The sequence below is a fragment of the Rhodococcus sp. 14C212 genome, assembly GCF_011058195.1.
Lineage (GTDB): Bacteria > Actinomycetota > Actinomycetes > Mycobacteriales > Mycobacteriaceae > Rhodococcus > Rhodococcus aetherivorans.
The window spans coordinates 19,344-35,911 of the sequence record NZ_JAALEH010000028.1; the positions used below are offsets into that span (position 1 = coordinate 19,344).

The 16,568-nt window shown below is 71.0% G+C and carries 13 protein-coding genes and 1 tRNA gene; 3 read left to right on the forward strand and 11 right to left on the reverse strand.

Going from position 1 to position 16,568, the window contains the following annotated elements:
* Positions 1-22: 22 nt before the first annotated feature.
* The 4 genes from thrC to argS are packed head-to-tail and all read right to left on the reverse strand — an operon-like array spanning position 23 to position 5,536.
* Positions 23-1,117: a threonine synthase gene (thrC, locus tag G6038_RS14550; RefSeq protein WP_165038561.1), complete on the reverse strand. Its 1,095-nt coding sequence runs from the start codon at positions 1,115-1,117 to the stop codon at positions 23-25.
* On the reverse strand, positions 1,114-2,424 hold the full coding sequence (locus G6038_RS14555) for a homoserine dehydrogenase (RefSeq protein ID WP_165038600.1): 1,311 nt from the start codon (positions 2,422-2,424) through the stop codon (positions 1,114-1,116). The genes thrC and G6038_RS14555 overlap by 4 nt, the downstream gene beginning before the upstream one ends.
* A gap of 11 nt (positions 2,425-2,435) precedes the next feature.
* On the reverse strand, positions 2,436-3,857 hold the full coding sequence (gene lysA / locus G6038_RS14560) for a diaminopimelate decarboxylase (protein ID WP_165038562.1): 1,422 nt from the start codon (positions 3,855-3,857) through the stop codon (positions 2,436-2,438).
* On the reverse strand, positions 3,854-5,536 hold the full coding sequence (argS, locus tag G6038_RS14565; RefSeq protein ID WP_165038563.1) for an arginine--tRNA ligase: 1,683 nt from the start codon (positions 5,534-5,536) through the stop codon (positions 3,854-3,856). The genes lysA and argS overlap by 4 nt, the downstream gene beginning before the upstream one ends.
* 180 nt (positions 5,537-5,716) lie before the next feature.
* Between argS and G6038_RS14570 the strand changes: the two genes are divergently transcribed.
* Both G6038_RS14570 and G6038_RS14575 read left to right on the forward strand, forming a co-directional pair.
* Positions 5,717-6,550 (forward strand): DUF3105 domain-containing protein, encoded by an 834-nt coding sequence (locus G6038_RS14570; RefSeq protein ID WP_165038564.1) that lies wholly within the window; start codon positions 5,717-5,719, stop codon positions 6,548-6,550.
* Position 6,551: 1 nt separating this feature from the next.
* Positions 6,552-7,241: a DUF305 domain-containing protein gene (locus G6038_RS14575; RefSeq protein WP_165038565.1), complete on the forward strand. Its 690-nt coding sequence runs from the start codon at positions 6,552-6,554 to the stop codon at positions 7,239-7,241.
* A 73-nt stretch (positions 7,242-7,314) separates the two neighbouring features.
* Here G6038_RS14575 and G6038_RS14580 read toward each other — a convergent pair whose 3' ends face one another.
* A complete protein-coding gene (locus tag G6038_RS14580) occupies positions 7,315-9,705 on the reverse strand; it encodes a phosphoketolase family protein (protein WP_165038566.1) in 2,391 nt (796 codons plus the stop codon).
* 245 nt (positions 9,706-9,950) lie between these two features.
* Here G6038_RS14580 and G6038_RS14585 point away from each other — a divergent pair.
* Positions 9,951-10,026: transfer RNA gene (locus G6038_RS14585), tRNA-Arg, on the forward strand.
* Positions 10,027-10,081: 55 nt separating this feature from the next.
* On the opposite strand, the gene G6038_RS14590 is transcribed toward G6038_RS14585, so the two are convergent.
* From G6038_RS14590 to G6038_RS14615, 6 genes are all read right to left on the reverse strand, one after another.
* A complete protein-coding gene (locus G6038_RS14590; protein ID WP_165038567.1) occupies positions 10,082-10,462 on the reverse strand; it encodes a limonene-1,2-epoxide hydrolase family protein in 381 nt (126 codons plus the stop codon).
* Between the two features lie 13 nt (positions 10,463-10,475).
* Positions 10,476-11,471, reverse strand: coding sequence for an MBL fold metallo-hydrolase (locus tag G6038_RS14595; protein ID WP_165038568.1), 996 nt, complete (start codon positions 11,469-11,471; stop codon positions 10,476-10,478).
* Between the two features lie 53 nt (positions 11,472-11,524).
* A complete protein-coding gene (locus G6038_RS14600; RefSeq protein ID WP_165038569.1) occupies positions 11,525-12,640 on the reverse strand; it encodes a 3'(2'),5'-bisphosphate nucleotidase CysQ in 1,116 nt (371 codons plus the stop codon).
* Positions 12,637-14,472 carry an adenylyl-sulfate kinase gene (cysC, locus tag G6038_RS14605; RefSeq protein ID WP_165038570.1) on the reverse strand — a complete coding sequence of 612 codons (1,836 nt, stop codon included), beginning with the start codon at positions 14,470-14,472 and terminating at the stop codon, positions 12,637-12,639. The genes G6038_RS14600 and cysC overlap by 4 nt, the downstream gene beginning before the upstream one ends.
* The gene (gene cysD, locus G6038_RS14610; RefSeq protein ID WP_165038571.1) at positions 14,472-15,389 is read right to left on the reverse strand and encodes a sulfate adenylyltransferase subunit CysD; all 918 of its coding nucleotides are present in this window, start codon (positions 15,387-15,389) and stop codon (positions 14,472-14,474) included. The genes cysC and cysD overlap by 1 nt, the downstream gene beginning before the upstream one ends.
* Before the next feature lie 189 nt (positions 15,390-15,578).
* A complete protein-coding gene (locus tag G6038_RS14615; protein ID WP_165038572.1) occupies positions 15,579-16,493 on the reverse strand; it encodes a helix-turn-helix domain-containing protein in 915 nt (304 codons plus the stop codon).
* Positions 16,494-16,568 lie beyond the last annotated feature (75 nt).

Sequence of the window (16,568 nt, forward strand, 5' to 3'; positions counted from 1 at the left end):
ATGGAGGAGGGCGGGGCGGTCACTAGGCCAGCTCGAGCGCCGCAGCCACAGCGACCGGATCGACCGGGATCGGCTCCACCTGCGGCATCCCCAGCAACGCCGTGTCGGGATCCTTCAGGCCGTTGCCGGTGACGGTGCACACGACCTTCAGCCCGGAATCGAGCCAGCCCTCCTTGCGGGCGGCGAGCAGACCGGCGATCGACGCGGCGGACGCCGGTTCGACGAACACGCCCTCGGTGGCGGCGACGAGCCGGTACGCCTCGAGGATCTCCTCGTCGGTGGCCGCCCGGAACGCGCCGCCGGACTCCTCCTTGGCGGTCATCGCCCCGTTCCACGACGCCGGGGCTCCGATGCGGATGGCGGTCGCAAGGGTCTCGGGATCCTTCACGGGGGCGCCGTGCACCAGCGGCGCCGCGCCCGCGGCCTGGACGCCGAGCATGCGCGGCTTGCGGGTGGTGAGGCCGTCCGCGAAGTACTCGGTGTAGCCGCGCCAGTAGGCGGTGATGTTGCCGGCGTTGCCGACGGGCAGCACGTGCACGTCGGGGGCGTCGCCGAGCGCGTCGGCGATCTCGAACGCCGCGGTCTTCTGACCCTCGATGCGCACGGGGTTGACGGAGTTCACCAACCCGATGCTGGGGAACTCGGCGGTGGTCTTGCGGGCGAGCTCGAGACAGTCGTCGAAGTTGCCCTGGACCTGGATGATCTTCGCGCCGTACATGACCGCCTGAGCCAGCTTGCCCATCGCGATCTTGCCGTCCGGAACGAGCACCGCGCAGCCCATGCCGGCCTTGACGGCGTATGCGGCCGCGGAGGCGGAGGTGTTGCCGGTGGAGGCGCACAGCACGGCCTGCTGTCCGCGGGCGAGGGCGTCGGTGACGGCCATCGTCATGCCGCGGTCCTTGAACGAGCCGGTCGGGTTCAGGCCCTCGACCTTCAGGTGCACCTCGCAGCCGGTCAGTTCCGACAGGTGCGCCGCGGGCAGCAGCGGGGTGCCACCCTCGCGGAGGGTGACGGTCTTCCAGTTGTCGCCGATCGGGAGCCGGTCCCGGTACGCCTCGATCAGACCGGGCCACGGGGTGTGCACGGGGGTGGCAGTGTTCTTCTCGGGCGCGCTCATTCGGCGGATCCCTCCAGTCTCAGGACGCTGGTCACAGCGATCACGGATTCGAGTTGGTCGAGCGCTGCGACGGTGTCCGACAGCGCCTTGTCGGTGGCGCAATGCGTCAGCACCACCAGGCGGGCTCCCTCGCCGGCGCCCTCCTGGCGCACGGCGGCGATGCTCACGTCCCGCTTGGCGAACTCGGCGGCCACCGCCGAGAGCACGCCGGCCCGGTCCGCGACCTGCAGGTTGACGTAGTAGCGGGTGACGATGTCGCTCATCGGGGCGATCTCGAGATCGGCGTACCGTGATTCGCGCGGGCCCCGGCCCCCGTGCACCCGGTTGCGGGCGGCCATCACGAGGTCGCCCATCACCGCGGAGGCGGTGGGCGAACCACCGGCACCCTGGCCGTAGAACATGAGACGGCCCGATGCCTCGGCCTCGACGACGACCGCGTTGAACGCACCGTTGACGGCGGCGAGGGGATGCTCGCGCGGCACCAGGGCCGGGTAGACGCGCGCCGAGACCCGGTCCTTGCCGTCGGTGGTGATCCGCTCGCAGATGGCCAGCAGCTTGACGGTGCAGTTCAGCGCCCGCGCGGTGGTCAGGTCGGCGGCGGTGATCTTCGAGATGCCCTCGCGGTAGACGTCGCCGGCGGTGACGCGGGTGTGGAAGGCGATCGAGGCCAGGATCGCGGCCTTGGACGCGGCGTCGAAGCCCTCGACGTCGGCCGTCGGGTCGGCCTCGGCGTATCCGAGCCGGACCGCCTCGGCGAGGGTCTCGGCGTAGTCGGCGCCGGTCTCGTCCATGGCCGACAGGATGTAGTTGGTGGTGCCGTTGACGATGCCGAGGACCCGGTTCACCCTGTCACCGGCGAGGGACTGGGTGAGGGGCCGGATGACCGGGATGGCGCCGGCGACGGCCGCCTCGAAGTACAGGTCCACGCGCTTGGCCTCGGCGGCCTCGGCGAGCTCGCCCGTGTACTCCGCGAGCAGCGCCTTGTTGGCGGTGACCACGGACTTGCCCGAGTCGAGGGCCGTGCGGACGAGCTTGCGCGGCAGTTCGATGCCGCCGATGACCTCCACCACGATGTCGACGTCGTCGCGGGCGATCAGGCCCTCGGCGTCCGTGGTGAGCAGGTCCTGCGGGATGCCGCGGTCGTCGCGGACGGTGCGCACGGCCACGCCCCGCAGCTCGAGCGGCGCGCCGATGCGCGCCTCGAGATCGGTGGCATCGTCGCGGATGATGCGCACGACCTCGGCTCCGACGGTGCCGTGCCCGAGCACAGCCACACCGATCGGGCGCTGCCCCGGTTCGTTGGTCACCGCTTCGGTCGTCACTCCGTAACCTCCAAGCTGAGCAGATCTTCCACGGTTTCCCGACGCAGGACGACGCGGGCGGCGCCGTCCTTGACCGCCACGACGGCGGGACGGGGCAGCAGGTTGTACCTGCTGGACATCGAGTAGCAGTATGCACCGGTCGCGGCGACGGCCAACAGGTCGCCGGCTTCGAGGTCGGCGGGCATCCAGGCGTCGCGGATGACGATGTCGCCGCTCTCACAGTGCTTGCCGACGACGCGGGACACGACGGGCTCCGCGTCGCTGGACCGCGACACCAGGCGGGCCTCGTACTCGGCCTGGTACAGGGAGGTGCGGATGTTGTCGCTCATGCCGCCGTCGACGCTGATGTAGCGGCGTGCCTGATGAGCCCCCACCGCCACATCCTTGATGGTGCCCACCTCGTAGAGGGTCACGGTGCCGGGGCCGGCGATCGCGCGTCCGGGCTCGACCGCGAGCGTCGGCTCGGGCAGGCCGGCGAGCGCGGACTCGGTCTGCACGATGTGCCGCAGCTTGGCGGCGAGTTCCTCCACGGGCGGCGGGTCGTCGCTGGGCACGTAGGAGATGCCGAGGCCACCGCCGAGGTCGACGATGTTCATCTGCGCGGTCTTGTCGACGCCGAATTCATGGACGGCGTCGCGCAGCAGGCCGATGACCCGGTGCGCGGCGAGCTCGAACCCGTCGACGTCGAATATCTGCGAGCCGATGTGGCTGTGCAGGCCGACCAGGCGCAGGTGATCGCTCGCGAACACCTTGCGGACGGCTGCCATGGCCACCCCGCCGGCCAGGGACAGCCCGAACTTCTGGTCCTCGTGCGCGGTGGAGATGAACTCGTGGGTGTGCGCCTCGACGCCGACCGTGACGCGGATCAGCACGTCCTGCACGACGTCGAGTTCGCCGGCGACCGCGTCGAGCAGGTCGATCTCCGACATGGAGTCCAGCACGATGTGCCCGACGCCCGCGGCGACGGCGGTCCGCAGCTCGGCCACGGACTTGTTGTTGCCGTGCATGGCGATCTTCCCGGCCGGGAAACCGGCGCGCAGCGCGACGGCGAGCTCACCGCCGGTCGAGACGTCGAGGGACAGGCCCTCCTGCTCGACCCAGCGCGCGATTTCGGTGCACAGGAACGCCTTCGACGCGTAGTGCACCTTCGCGCCCGGCCCGAACGCGGCCGCGATCTCCCGGCACCGGGAGCGGAAGTCGTCCTCGTCGACAACGAAGAGCGGGGTGCCGTATCTCTCCGCGAGTTCGGTGACGGGCAGACCGGCGATCGTCACGACGCCGTCGTCGCCGCGCCGCGCGTTGCGGGGCCACACGTCCGGGTGCAGCAGGTTCAGCTCGCCGGCGTTCGCGGGCCGCTCGGTCAGGCCCGGTGCGTGCGGGATCTCGGCGTGCCGGGGACCGGCGGGGTGCGCGTTCACATCCGCTCCGGGGCGCTCACGCCGAGCAGTCCGAGCCCGTTGGCCAGCACCTGACGGGTCGCCGCGCACAGCGCGAGCCGCGCCGCGTGCAGCGGGCCGGGCTCCTCGTCGCCCTGCGGCAGGATGCGGCAGGAGTCGTAGAAGCGGTGGTAGGTGCCGGCGAGTTCCTCGAGGTACCGCGCGACGCGGTGCGGTTCCCGCAGTTCGGCAGCCTTGGCGAGGACGCGCGGGTACTCGCCGATCGTGCGGATCAGGTCGCCCTCGCGCTCGTGGGTGAGCAGCGCCAGGTCAGCGTTCTCGGCGCCGAGACCGAGCTCGACGGCGTTCGCGGCGCCGAGACCGAGCTCGACGGCGCCCCGCGCGATGGACGAGAGCCGGGCGTGCGCGTATTGGACGTAGTAGACCGGGTTCTCGTTGGTGGTACTGGCCCACAGCTCGAGGTCGATGTCGATGCTCTGGTCCACCGACGAGCGCACCAGCGCGTAGCGGGCGGCGTCCACGCCGATCGCCTCGACGAGGTCGTCGAGGGTGATGACCGTGCCGGCGCGCTTGCTCATCTTCACCGCGACGCCGCCGCGCACGAGGTTGACCATCTGCCCGATCATCACCTCGACGGTGTCCGGATCGTCGCCGAACGCGGCGGCCGCGGCCTTGAGCCGGCCGATGTAGCCGTGGTGGTCCGCGCCGAGCATGTAGATGCACAGGTCGAAGCCGCGCGAACGCTTGTCCTGGAAGTAGGCGATGTCGCCGGCGATGTAGGCGGCGTTGCCGTCGCTCTTGATGACGACGCGGTCCTTGTCGTCGCCGAAGTCGGTGCTCTTGAGCCACCATGCGCCGTCCTGGTGGTACAGGCTCCCGGAGGTCTTGAGCGTCTCGACGGCCTTCTCCACGGCGCCGGACTCGAACAGGGAGTTCTCGTGGAAGTACACGTCGAAGTCGACACCGAATTCGTGCAGGGTGCGCTTGATGTGCGCGAACATCAGTTCGACGCCGATCGAGCGGAACACCTCGTGCCGCTCCTCGTCGGGCAGCGCGAGCGCGTCCGGGCGCTGCTGCAGCACGGCCTGCGCGATGTCGGCGATGTACGCGCCGGCATAGCCGTCCTCGGGCGCGGGCTGCCCCTGGGCCGCGGCGATCAGCGAGCGGGTGAACCGGTCGATCTGGGCACCGTGGTCGTTGAAGTAGTACTCGCGGGTGACGTCGCCGCCCTGCGTGGCGAGGATCCGGCCGAGCGCGTCGCCGACCGCGGCCCAGCGGGTACCTCCGAGGTGGATCGGCCCTGTGGGGTTCGCGGAGACGAACTCGAGGTTGATGCGGGTTCCGGCCAGCGCGTCCGAGTTGCCGTACGCGGCGCCCTCGGTGAGCACGGCGGCGACGATCGCGCCCTGGGCATCGGCGGCGAGGCGGATGTTCAGGAAGCCCGGGCCGGCCACCTCGGCGGACTCGATGCCGTCGGCGGCGGTGAGGGCCTCGGCGAGCCAGCCCGCGAGTTCCCGCGGATTGACGCCGGCCTTCTTCGCGACCTGCATCGCGACATTGGTCGCGTAGTCGCCGTGCTCCGGGTTGCGCGGCCGCTCGACCGTCAGGGTCTCGGGCAGGACGGACACGTCGAGGTCGCGCTCGGCGAGCACCCTCGCAGCGGTTCCGTGGAGCAATTCGGCAAGGTCGGCAGGAGTCACGGGTCTCTATCCTATTGGCTCCGTCCCACCCGCCGTGACGCCGGTCCGGCCTGTTGTCACGGTCACGGCCCGCCCGCCGCGGGGACGCCTGCCCACGGCCCGCCCGTAGAGTTGACAGAGCACGCGCGGACCGAGCGTCGTGCGCCCTCTGTTGTCCATCCGTCGAAAGAGCACCCAACGATGCCCAGCGGTTCGGTAAGTGGCGGTCCCGGCAAGAAGTCCGGTGCCAAGTCTGCGAAGGCGATCAAGGCCGCCCAGAAGAAGAGCGGCGGTCGCGGCCTGCCCAAGCAGCGGCAGATTCCGTGGCTTCTGATCGGCGGCGTGGTCGCGGTGGTCGCGCTGGTCGCGGTCATCGCCGCCAGCGTCATCCCGAAGTACCAGGACTCTCAGGCGCTGGCGGAGTGGACGCCGTCCGAGGCGAATCAGGACCCGTCGACTGCGATCGAGGGGGTCGTGACGGTCGACTACCCCGCCGGTCAGCACATCGGGTCCACGCAGCGCGTCGCGTACGACCAGAGCCCGCCGTTCGGCGGACCGCATGACGCGATCTGGGCCACATGCACCGGCACCGTGTACCCGGAGGCGATCCGCACCGAGAACGCCGTGCACTCGCTCGAGCACGGCGCGGTGTGGATCTCCTACAACCCCGACCTGGTCGACCAGGCCGGCGTCGACGCGCTCGCGGCGAAGGTGGACGGCAAGTCCTACCTGATGATGTCGCCGTACCCGGGGCTCGACTCCCCGATCGCCCTGCAGTCGTGGGGGCATCAGCTGAAGGTGGACGCCGCCGACGACGAGCGGATCGACCACTTCATCGCGTCACTGCGGCTGAACCGCTACGCCTACCCGGAGGTCGGCGCGAGCTGCTCCACGCTGCCGGGCTCGTACGACCCGAGCAACCCGCCGCCGTTCGATCCCTCGGCCCCCGGCCCGGACGCGGTGCCGATGGACGGCGGCACGGTGGACGGCACCGAGCAGGTGCCGGCCGACATGCAGGCCCCGGCGGGGAGCTGACGTGACATACGATTCCGCCCCCACCACCGACGGGACGGGCCGACGCAGGACGCTGCTGGTCCTCGGTCTCGTCGCCGCCGTCGCGATCGGTTTCCTGCTCGGATTCCTTGCCCGCATCCCGCTCGAGAACTCGCAGCCGGCGACGCCGGCCGCCGACTCCGTCGACGTGGGGTTCGCCCAGGACATGACCGTCCACCACAGCCAGGCGATCGAGATGGCGACCGTCGCGTTGACGGTGTCGGGCGACCAGAGGGTGCGCAACCTCGCGTACGACATCCTCACCACCCAGCAGAACCAGGTCGGACAGATGCAGGGCTGGCTGTCGCTGTGGGGGCAGCCGCTGCTGCCCACCGGTGACTACATGACCTGGATGACCGAGGAGTCCGGCCACGACCACGGGAGTACGAGTCACTCCGACGGCGGCGCCGGCCGGATGCCCGGCATGGCGACGTCCGAGGACCTGGCGAACCTGCGCCGCGCCACCGGCCCGGAACTCGACGTGCTGTTCCTGCAGCTGATGCTGCGCCACCACGAGGGCGGGCTGCCGATGATGGAGTACGGCGCACAGTATGCGGGCCAGCCGGCGGTGCGCACCCTGGCGCAGACGATGGTCGACACCCAGACCAGCGAGTCGGAGCTCATGACGTCGATGCTGGCGGAGCGGGGCGCGCAGCCGCTGCCGATGAACTGACCGACCGGACCCGCGCGACGGGGGACGGCCCACCGGGCCGTCCCCCGTCGGTGTCTACCGTCCGGGTCGGTGTCTACCGCCCGGCCCGGCCCCACTCCCAGTCGCGGATGTCGGGCATGTCCTCCCCGTGCGTGCGGATGAACTGGTGGTGCTCGACCAGGCGGTTCTTCAGGTGCTCACGCGCGTACGCGGAGATCGGATGCAGACGGGGCACCCGGTCGATGACGTCCATGGCGAGGTCGAACCGGTCGATCTGGTTGAGCACGCACATGTCGAACGGCGTGGTGGTGGTGCCCTCCTCCTTGTAGCCGCGCACATGGATGTTGTCGTGGTTGGTGCGCCGGTACGTCAGGCGGTGGATCAGCCACGGGTAGCCGTGGTAGGCGAAGATCACCGGCTTGTCCGTGGTGAACAGCGAGTCGAATTCGCGGTCCGACAGTCCGTGCGGATGCTCGGTGTGGTCCTGCAGCCGCATCAGGTCCACGACGTTCACGACGCGGATCTTCAGGTCGGGGAACCATTCGAGCAGGATTTCCACGGCGGCGAGGGTTTCCATGGTGGGCACGTCGCCGGCGCAGCCGAGCACCACGTCGGGTTCGACCCCCTTGTCGGTACCGGCCCAGTCCCAGATCCCGATTCCCTTGGTGCAGTGCACGATCGCCGCATCCATGTCGAGGTACTGCAGTTGCGGTTGCTTGCCGGCGACGATCACGTTGACGTACTGCCGGGTGCGCAGGCAGTGGTCGGCCACCGACAGCAGGGTGTTCGCGTCCGGCGGCAGGTACACGCGGATGACGTCGGCCTTCTTGTTGACCACGTGGTCGATGAAGCCCGGGTCCTGGTGCGAGAAGCCGTTGTGGTCCTGCCGCCACACATGCGAGGTGAGCAGGTAGTTCAGCGACGGGATCGGCCGGCGCCAGTCGATGCCGTTGGTGGTGCGCAGCCACTTGGCGTGCTGGTTGAACATCGAGTCGACGATGTGGACGAAGGCCTCGTAGCAGGAGAAGAAGCCGTGCCGGCCGGTGAGCAGGTAGCCCTCGAGCCAGCCCTGGCAGGTGTGCTCGGACAGGATCTCCATCACCCGCCCGTCGGGGGCGAGCCGGTCGTCGCTGGGCAGGATGCGGGCGTTCCAGGTGCGGGCGGTGGCCTCGAGGACGGGACCGAGCCGATTGGAGTTGTTCTCGTCCGGGGAGAACACGCGGAAGGTGGTCGCGTTCTCGCGCATGACGTCGCGCAGGAAGGTGCCCAGCACGCGGGTCGATTCGACGCTGCCGGTGCCGGGTGTCCCGACGGGAACGGCGTAGTCGCGGAAGTCCGGCAACGCCAGGTCCCGCACGAGCGGTCCGCCGTTGGCGCGGGGGTTGGCGCTCATCCGCCGCTCCCCCGCCGGGTGCAGGTCGCGGACTCCGGGCACGGGGGCGCCGCTGTCGTCGAACAGTTCCTCGGGACGGTAACTGCGCAGCCACTCCTCGAGGATCTTGCGGTGACCGTCGTCGTTGCGGGCATCGGCGAAGGGCACCTGATGCGAGCGCCAGTAGCCCTCGACCGGGAGGCCGTCGACCTCCTTCGGTCCGGTCCAGCCCTTCGGGGAGCGCAGCACGATCATCGGCCAGCGCGGCCGGTCGGTGACGCCGTCGCGGCGGGCGCGTCGCCGGATCTCCGTGATCGCGTCGAGGCAGCGATCCAGGGCTGCGGCGAACGCCTGATGCATGTGCTCGGGGTCGGAGCCCTCGACGAACACCGGATCGTGGCCGTAGCCGCGGAGCAGTTGCTCGAGTTCGTCGTGTTCGATGCGGGCGAGGACGGTCGGATTGGCGATCTTGTACCCGTTCAGGTGCAGGACGGGCAGCACGGCACCGTCGCGGCGCGCGTCGACGAACTTCGTGGAGTGCCAGCCGGCGGCGAGCGGTCCGGTCTCGGCCTCGCCGTCGCCCACCACGGTGGCGACGATCAGGTCCGGGTTGTCGAAGGCGGCGCCGTAGGCGTGCGACAGCGCGTACCCGAGCTCGCCGCCCTCGTGGATGGACCCGGGTGTCTCGGGGGCGACGTGGCTGGGGATGCCGCCGGGGAACGAGAACTGGGTGAACAGCCGGGCCATGCCCTCCGCATCCTGGGACACCTCGGGGTAGATCTCGCTGTAGGTGCCCTCGAGCCAGGCCGCGGCGACCGGCCCGGGGCCGCCGTGGCCGGGGCCCATCACGTACATCATGTCCAGCTCGCGGGCGACGATGGCGCGGTTGAGGTGGGCGTAGACGAAGTTCAGCCCCGGCGTGGTGCCCCAGTGCCCGAGCAGCCGGGGCTTGATGTGCTCGGGACGCAGCGGCTCGCGCAGCAGCGGGTTGCCCATCAGGTAGATCTGGCCCACCGACAGGTAGTTCGCGGCTCGCCACCAGGTGTCGAGCGCGGCGAGCTCCTCGGGGCTCAGTGGTCCGGTCCGGCTTGCCGTGTCGGGTCCTGCGTCCACGTACGGTCCTCTCCTGCGGGTGCGGTGTCGTCCGGTCTCGGGTTCGAGCCTGCCCCGGACGGGTGGCCCGCGCCGGCCGTTCCGGGGAACATTCGCCGAAGAACTCCCCTCCGAACGGGGCGGCCCGGCCCGTCGGATACCCGACGAGGGCCGGAGAAACCCCTTCCGACCAGGCGATGTGGCGTATCGCCGACAATGCGCTACGCTAACTCCCGCCCCACCGAGCAACCGGTGGAGTCCGGAACGCCCTCGTAGCTCAGGGGATAGAGCGCTTGCCTCCGGAGCAAGAAGTCGCAGGTTCGAATCCTGCCGAGGGCACCACACGGGAACGGCCCCGCGTCGCAGTGCGACGCGGGGCCGTTCCCGTCCCGGGCGGCTATTCCGCCGGACCCTGCTGTGCCGCCGCGGTGATCGGCGCCATGTCGAAGTAGTCGCGCCAGCCGGCGATCTTTCCGTCGACGACCTCGAAGGCCCCCATCACGGGCAGCTCGACGGTCCGTCCCCCGATCGTGAAGACGTCGACACGCTCGTTGAGCACCACGCCCCCGTGGACGGCCTGGTGCCGGATACGGAAGTCGATGCCCCCGAACGAGGCGACGAACCCGGTGATGAACTCCTCGATCGCCGCGCGCCCGCGCACCGGTTCCATCGGGATGTTGTGGTAGACGGCGTCGTCGGTGAAGTAGGACGCGAGCTCGGCGGGGTCGGGATCGGCCCAGCGGCGGCAGAATTCGGAGACGAGCTCGTCGGGGGTCATGCGGTTCCTTCCGTCAGGCCCGGGCGAAGCGCGCCGGGTCGGTGCCCGGGATCCGGCGCGCCCGGCCTCGTTCGATGAGGTGCCGCACGTGCGCCGAGGCCTCGGACAGGGCCATCTGCTTGCCCGTGGGCGGGGTCTGGTCCCAGGGGCGGTACCACGTCATGCGTTCGGCAGCCTGCCACAGCGTCAGCTCCTCGTCGCCGAACGCCGCGTACAGGTCGTCGAGGCGTCGCTCGTGGTGCTCGACGAGCGCGTCGGTGCGGGCCGCGAGGTCGTCGATCGGCTGCCGGTGCGCGGGCAGGGTGCGCCGGGCCGGGAGCGTGCCGACGGCGCGCAGCGAGTCGATGAACTCGCCGAGGGCGTCGCGTTCGGCGAGAGGGAAATCGAAGTCGCCCACGTGCGGGGTCGTGGTGGCGAGGACGTGGTCGCCGCTGAAGAGGACGTCGTGCTTCTCGATGTAGAAGCAGGCGTGGCCGGGCGTGTGCCCGGGAGTGAACACCGTGCGCAGGGTGCGGCCGGCGAGCGCGATCCGCTCGTCGGTGGCGAGCTTGCGGTCGGGATGGACGTCGGGCTTGCCGGTCGCGCGTTCCCCGTTCGTCCGGTCGAGGTAGCTCGCGATCTGCTCGTCCGGGGCGCCGGCGCGGCGCCACTGCTCGGCCTCCCACTCGGCGTTGCCGTCGCCGGAGGTCATGAGCGCGAGCTGGCCGAAGTCGTCCTCGTGCATGCCGACCCAGCAGCCCGACGCCTCCCGGATCCGGCCGGTCAGACCGACGTGGTCCGGATGGAAGTGGGTGACGACGACCCCCTCGACGTCCGCGACGGAGGCGCCGACGGCGGCGAGGCCGTCCTGCAGCGCGGCCCAGGACGTGTCGTCGTTCCAGCCGACGTCGACGAGGACCAGCCCGCGCGGCGACTCCATCGCATACACCTGGGTGTCGCCGACCGGCAGGTCGCTCACCGGTACGGGGATGCGGTAGATGCCGTCGCCGATGTCGCGGGCGTGGTCCATGGGGTCCTCCGAGCTACTCGATCGTTAGCCATTCAATGAATACAAACAGTAAACTATTTGGGTTCGTGCGGCTCGATGATCGCCACGATCGAGCGGATCTCCCCCGCCGGGATGGCGAAGTGCTCGGTGACCGCCACCGTGAGGGTGCCGTCGCCGGCGTCGAGGTCGAGCAGGAACCGCGCGACGACGTTGTCGTCCCACTCGCGAAACGTCAGCTCCCGCACACGACGGATCGGGCGGTACTCGGGGCCCTGCTCGAGCCGGTCGCGGATCTCGACCCCGCTGTCGCCGGTGCGCACGCCGTTCTCGACCCGCCACGCGTCGGCCGCGAGCCGTACGTGCGACGCGTCGTGACCGACGAGGGAGCGGATGTAGGCGCGGGCCATGGCGACGCGGGCGCTGTCGGTGGGCGCGCCGACATGCTCGGCGATCGCGGCCATCAGGGTCGGCGCCCAGTCCGGCCGGCAGATCACCAGGTCCGGCATGTAAGGGTGGGGACGGTTGTACTCGAGCTCGCTGCCGTCGATGCGGGCGCAGTACAGCCCCGCCGCCTGCGCGACCCCCACCGGCGCCGCGGAGTCCCACTCCCACTGTCCGCCGGCGTGCACGTAGGCGTCGACGTCGCCACGCACCACCGCCATGGCCTTGGCCCCGGCCGATCCCATCCGCACCACGTGGGCGCCGACGGCCCGGGCAACGTCCGCGACGAAGACCGGCGGCCGGCTGCCGCTGACGACGATCCGGGGCCGCCGGCCGGCCAGCGGCCGCAGTTCGGTACGACGGACGTCGGCGGTGCCGTAGACGGCGCCGACGGCCGGCTGCGCGACGGCGGCGGCGGTGATGCCCCTGCCGGCCTCCCACAACGCGACGTGCACGGCCCAGTCCTCGTGGTCCGGCATGCCGTACTCCTTGGACCCGTCCAACGGGTCGACGATCCACACCCGCTTCGCGTGCACCCGCACCGGATCGTCGGCGGATTCCTCCGAGAGCACCGCGTCGTCGGGGCGCTCGGCGGCGAGCCGCTCGAGGATGTACGTGTCGGCGGCGCGGTCGCCGCGACGGCCGAGTTCGCGACCGGTGAGCGCGTCGGCCTCGGCCGCGCGGACGGTCAGCAACAGTTCGCCTGCAGCGGTGGCGATGTCGGCGGCCAGGGCGGCGTCATCGGTCATGGGGCCAACAATTCCATGATCAGCCCGGCCTGCGCGACCGGATCGCCGTCCTGTGGCCGCAGCACCAGCTCCGGCCGGGTGGGCGCCTCGTACGGGTCGTCGATACCGGTGAACCCGGTGATCTCCCCGGCCCGGGCCCGGGCGTACATGCCCTTCGGATCGCGGGCCTCGCAGTCGGCGAGCGGGGTGTCGACGAACACCTCGAGGAACGGCAGTCCGGCCTCCCGGTGCTGTTCGCGGATCCGGTCCCGGTCGGACCGGTACGGGCTGATGAGCGCGCAGATCGTCACCAGGCCCGCGTCCGCCATCAGCTGCGCCACCGCGCCGACGCGCCGGACGTTCTCCGCACGGTCCTGCGGCCCGAAGCCGAGGTCGGCGTTGAGGCCGTGGCGCAGATTGTCACCGTCGAGCCGGTAGGCCGGGACTCCGGCCGCGAGCAGGCGCCGCTCGAGCGCCGCGGCGACGGTGGACTTGCCCGACGCCGACAGGCCGGTCAGCCACACCGTCGCGCCGCGCGAGAGGCGTTCGGCGCGGGTCGCCTCCGCCGCGTGCCACACGACGGGGGCGGCGGCGAGGGTGGGTCCGGTGATCATCCCGGCGGCGACGGTGCTGCCGGTCGCGTCGTCGACGAGCACGAAGCTGCCGGTGGTCCGGTTGCGCCGGTAGGGGTCGAACAGCACGGGACGGCGGGTACGCAGCTGCACCCGTCCGATCTCGTTGAGGGTCAGCGATCGTGCCGTCCCGTCGCGGTGCAGGGTGGTGACGTCGAGCCGGTAGTCGAGCCGCACCACGTGCGCGGCGGTGGCGTTGGTGGTGTGGAGCAGGGTGTAGGTGGCGTCGGGCGCAAGACCCGGACCCTCGGCGAGCCAGCACACCATCGCGTCGAGCTCGTGCCCGACGAGCGGGCGGTTCCCCGGGCGGCACAGCATGTCGCCGCGGCCCACGTCGAGGTCGTCCTCGAGCTCGAGGCACACGGCGCTGCCCGCGAAGGCGCTCGGCACCGGGTCGCCGCCCGGGCCGTGGACGGCGCGCACGCGCGTGCCGTAGCCCGAGGGCAGCACCACCACCTCGTCGCCGGGGGCGAACGCCCCGCTCGCGACGGTGCCGGCGTAGCCGCGGAAGTCGCGGTGCTCCCCGTGACCGGGGCGGAGCACGTACTGGACGGGGAAACGGGCGTCGATGAGGTTGCGATCGGAGTCGACGTGCACCTGCTCGAGACGGTGCAGCAGCGAGGCACCCTCGTACCAGGTCATGGTGGTGGTGCGCGTGACGACGTTGTCGCCGAGCAACGCCGACACCGGCACGAACGTCAGATCGTGGATGTCGAGTTTGGCTGCGAACGAGGAGAATTCGGCGCAGATCTCGTCGAAGCGCTGCTGCGACCAGTCGACCAGGTCCATCTTGTTGACGCACAGTACGAGATGGGGGACGCCGAGCAGGCTGGCGAGAAAGGCGTGCCGGCGGGTCTGCTCGACGATGCCCTTGCGGGCGTCGACGAGGATGAGGGCGAGGTCGGCGGTCGAGGCGCCGGTGACCATGTTGCGGGTGTACTGCTCGTGGCCGGGGGTGTCGGCGACGACGAAGGCACGGTGCGGGGTGCAGAAGTAGCGGTGGGCGACATCGATGGTGATGCCCTGTTCCCGCTCCGCCCGCAGCCCGTCGGTGAGCAGCGCCAGGTCGGGGGTGTCCATGCCGCGCTCGCGGCTGGTGCGGGCGACGGCGTCGAGCTGGTCCTCGGGCACGGCCTTGGAATCGTGGAGCAGGCGGCCGATCAGCGTGGACTTGCCGTCGTCGACGCTGCCGGCGGTGGCGATGCGCAGCAACGGGGTCATCAGAAGTAGCCCTCCTTCTTGCGGTCTTCCATGCCGGCTTCGGAGATGCGGTCGTCGGCGCGGGTGGCGCCGCGCTCGGTGACGCGGCTGACGGCGACCTCGGCGACCACCTCGTCGGGGGTGGCGGCGGCGGATTCGACGCACCCCGTGCAGGTGGCGTCGCCCACCGTGCGGAACCGCACCAGCGCGTCGCGCGGCTCGTCGTCCGGCAGCAGGGTGAGGAACTCGTTGAGCGCCAGCAGCATTCCGTCGCGCTCGACGACGGGTCGGCGATGGGCGTAGTAGAGCGACGGCAGCTCGATGCGTTCGTCGCGGATGTAGTTCCAGACGTCGAGTTCGGTCCAGTTGGACAGCGGGAACACGCGGATGTGCTCGCCGCGGCGGTGCCGGCCGTTGTACAGCTGCCACAGTTCGGGGCGCTGCGCCTTGGGATCCCATTGGCCGAACTCGTCGCGGAAGGAGAACACGCGTTCCTTGGCGCGGGCCTTCTCCTCGTCGCGGCGGGCGCCGCCGAACACCGCGTCGAATCCGCCTTCGCGGATGGCGCGCAACAGCGTTCGGGTCTGCAGCCGGTTGCGGCTCGCGCGGGGACCGAGGTCCTCGACGGCCCGGCCGGCGTCGATGTCGTCCTGCACCGAGGCGACCAGCAGGCGCACCCGCCGGCGGGCCGCCTCGGCGTCGCGGTAGACGAGGACCTCGGGGAAGTTGTGGCCGGTGTCGATGTGCAGCACCGGAAACGGGATCGGCGCCGGCCAGAACGCCTTGGCCGCCACGTGCAGCATCACCGCGGAGTCCTTGCCGCCGGAGAAGAGCAGCACGGGACGTTCGAAGGTGGCCGCCACCTCCCGGAAGATGTGCACGGACTCGGCCTCGAGGGCGCGCAGCAGGGACAGTTCGTACGACGGCGTGAGGGTCATCGGGGCTCCAGCTCACGAGCGCCGGTCCAAATATGTACCGGCTTGGTCGAAAGGTTTCGCCCCGAACGATAGAACGAGTTTCAGTTCCGGGTCAACGCCCCGCGGGGTGCGAGCGAATGTATCGCCCACTCGATCAGACCGACGGCATGATCCATTCGCTCGGTCCCCCGGGGACGCAACACCCGGCCGTCACCGGGCCGGGCGACGCCCCCCGAGCTCGCGGGTGACGGCTTCGGCGGTGGCCACGAGCGCCGCCCCGCGCCGGGCGATCTCCCGGTTGGCCAGGGTCGCGCCCACGTGGAGAGTGAGCACCACCGACTGCCGTCCGTCCGCGTCGTAGGCGGGGGCGGCGAGCAGGTTCACCGGATGCTCGGCGTCGGCTGGTTCCGCCCCGGTCAGCAGCACCCGCTCCCCCAGGCTGGACACCACCTCCCCGAGCAGTTCGCGCAGCTCGGGCGGCAGGTCGTGCGCCGCGACGCCGGCCATGAGTGCGTGCAGCCGCCGGCCGCCCGCGGTGAGCGACTCGACCAGGTAACCCGCGGCGCGGCACTCGTCGACCACGTCCCGCAGGCGGTCCCGGTCCAGGCGCACCGGAAGCGTCGGCTCGCGCGCGAGCCACTGCTCGAGCCGCTCGTCGGAGTCCCACAGCACGTACATCAGGCCCACCGGCGGCGCGAACGGATAGACCTCTCCCACCCGCGCCCCGGCCCCGTCCGGATCGGCCCCGGCGACGTCGAGGACCGCGATGCGGTCGCCCACCACCGCCGACGCGGCGCAGGTGGCGCCGAACTCGGTGCCGAGCGCGGCCAGATGCCGGTGGGTGACGGGACCGACGGCGAAGCCGCGCTGCGCGGCGCGGCCCGCGACGATCAGCGCGGGACCGAGGCCGTACGTCCGGTCGGCGGGATGGCGCATCAGGTAGCCGGCCTCGGTCAGGGCGGTCAGGATCCCCAGGCACGTCGGCTTGCTCATACCCAGCCGGCGCGCCAGCTCGGAGAGCCCGAACCGGGTCTCCGGGTGCGCGACCAGGTGGTCCAGGACCTGCACGACCCGCTCGGTCGGCGGCGAACGCCGGGCGGACGACGGCGCGGCGGCCTCGGTCATTGACGCCTCCTTGGAACACGTTCTATCGTCGCTGCACCGAGAGCCTACCGCATCGGTACATATTTGAACCGCAAG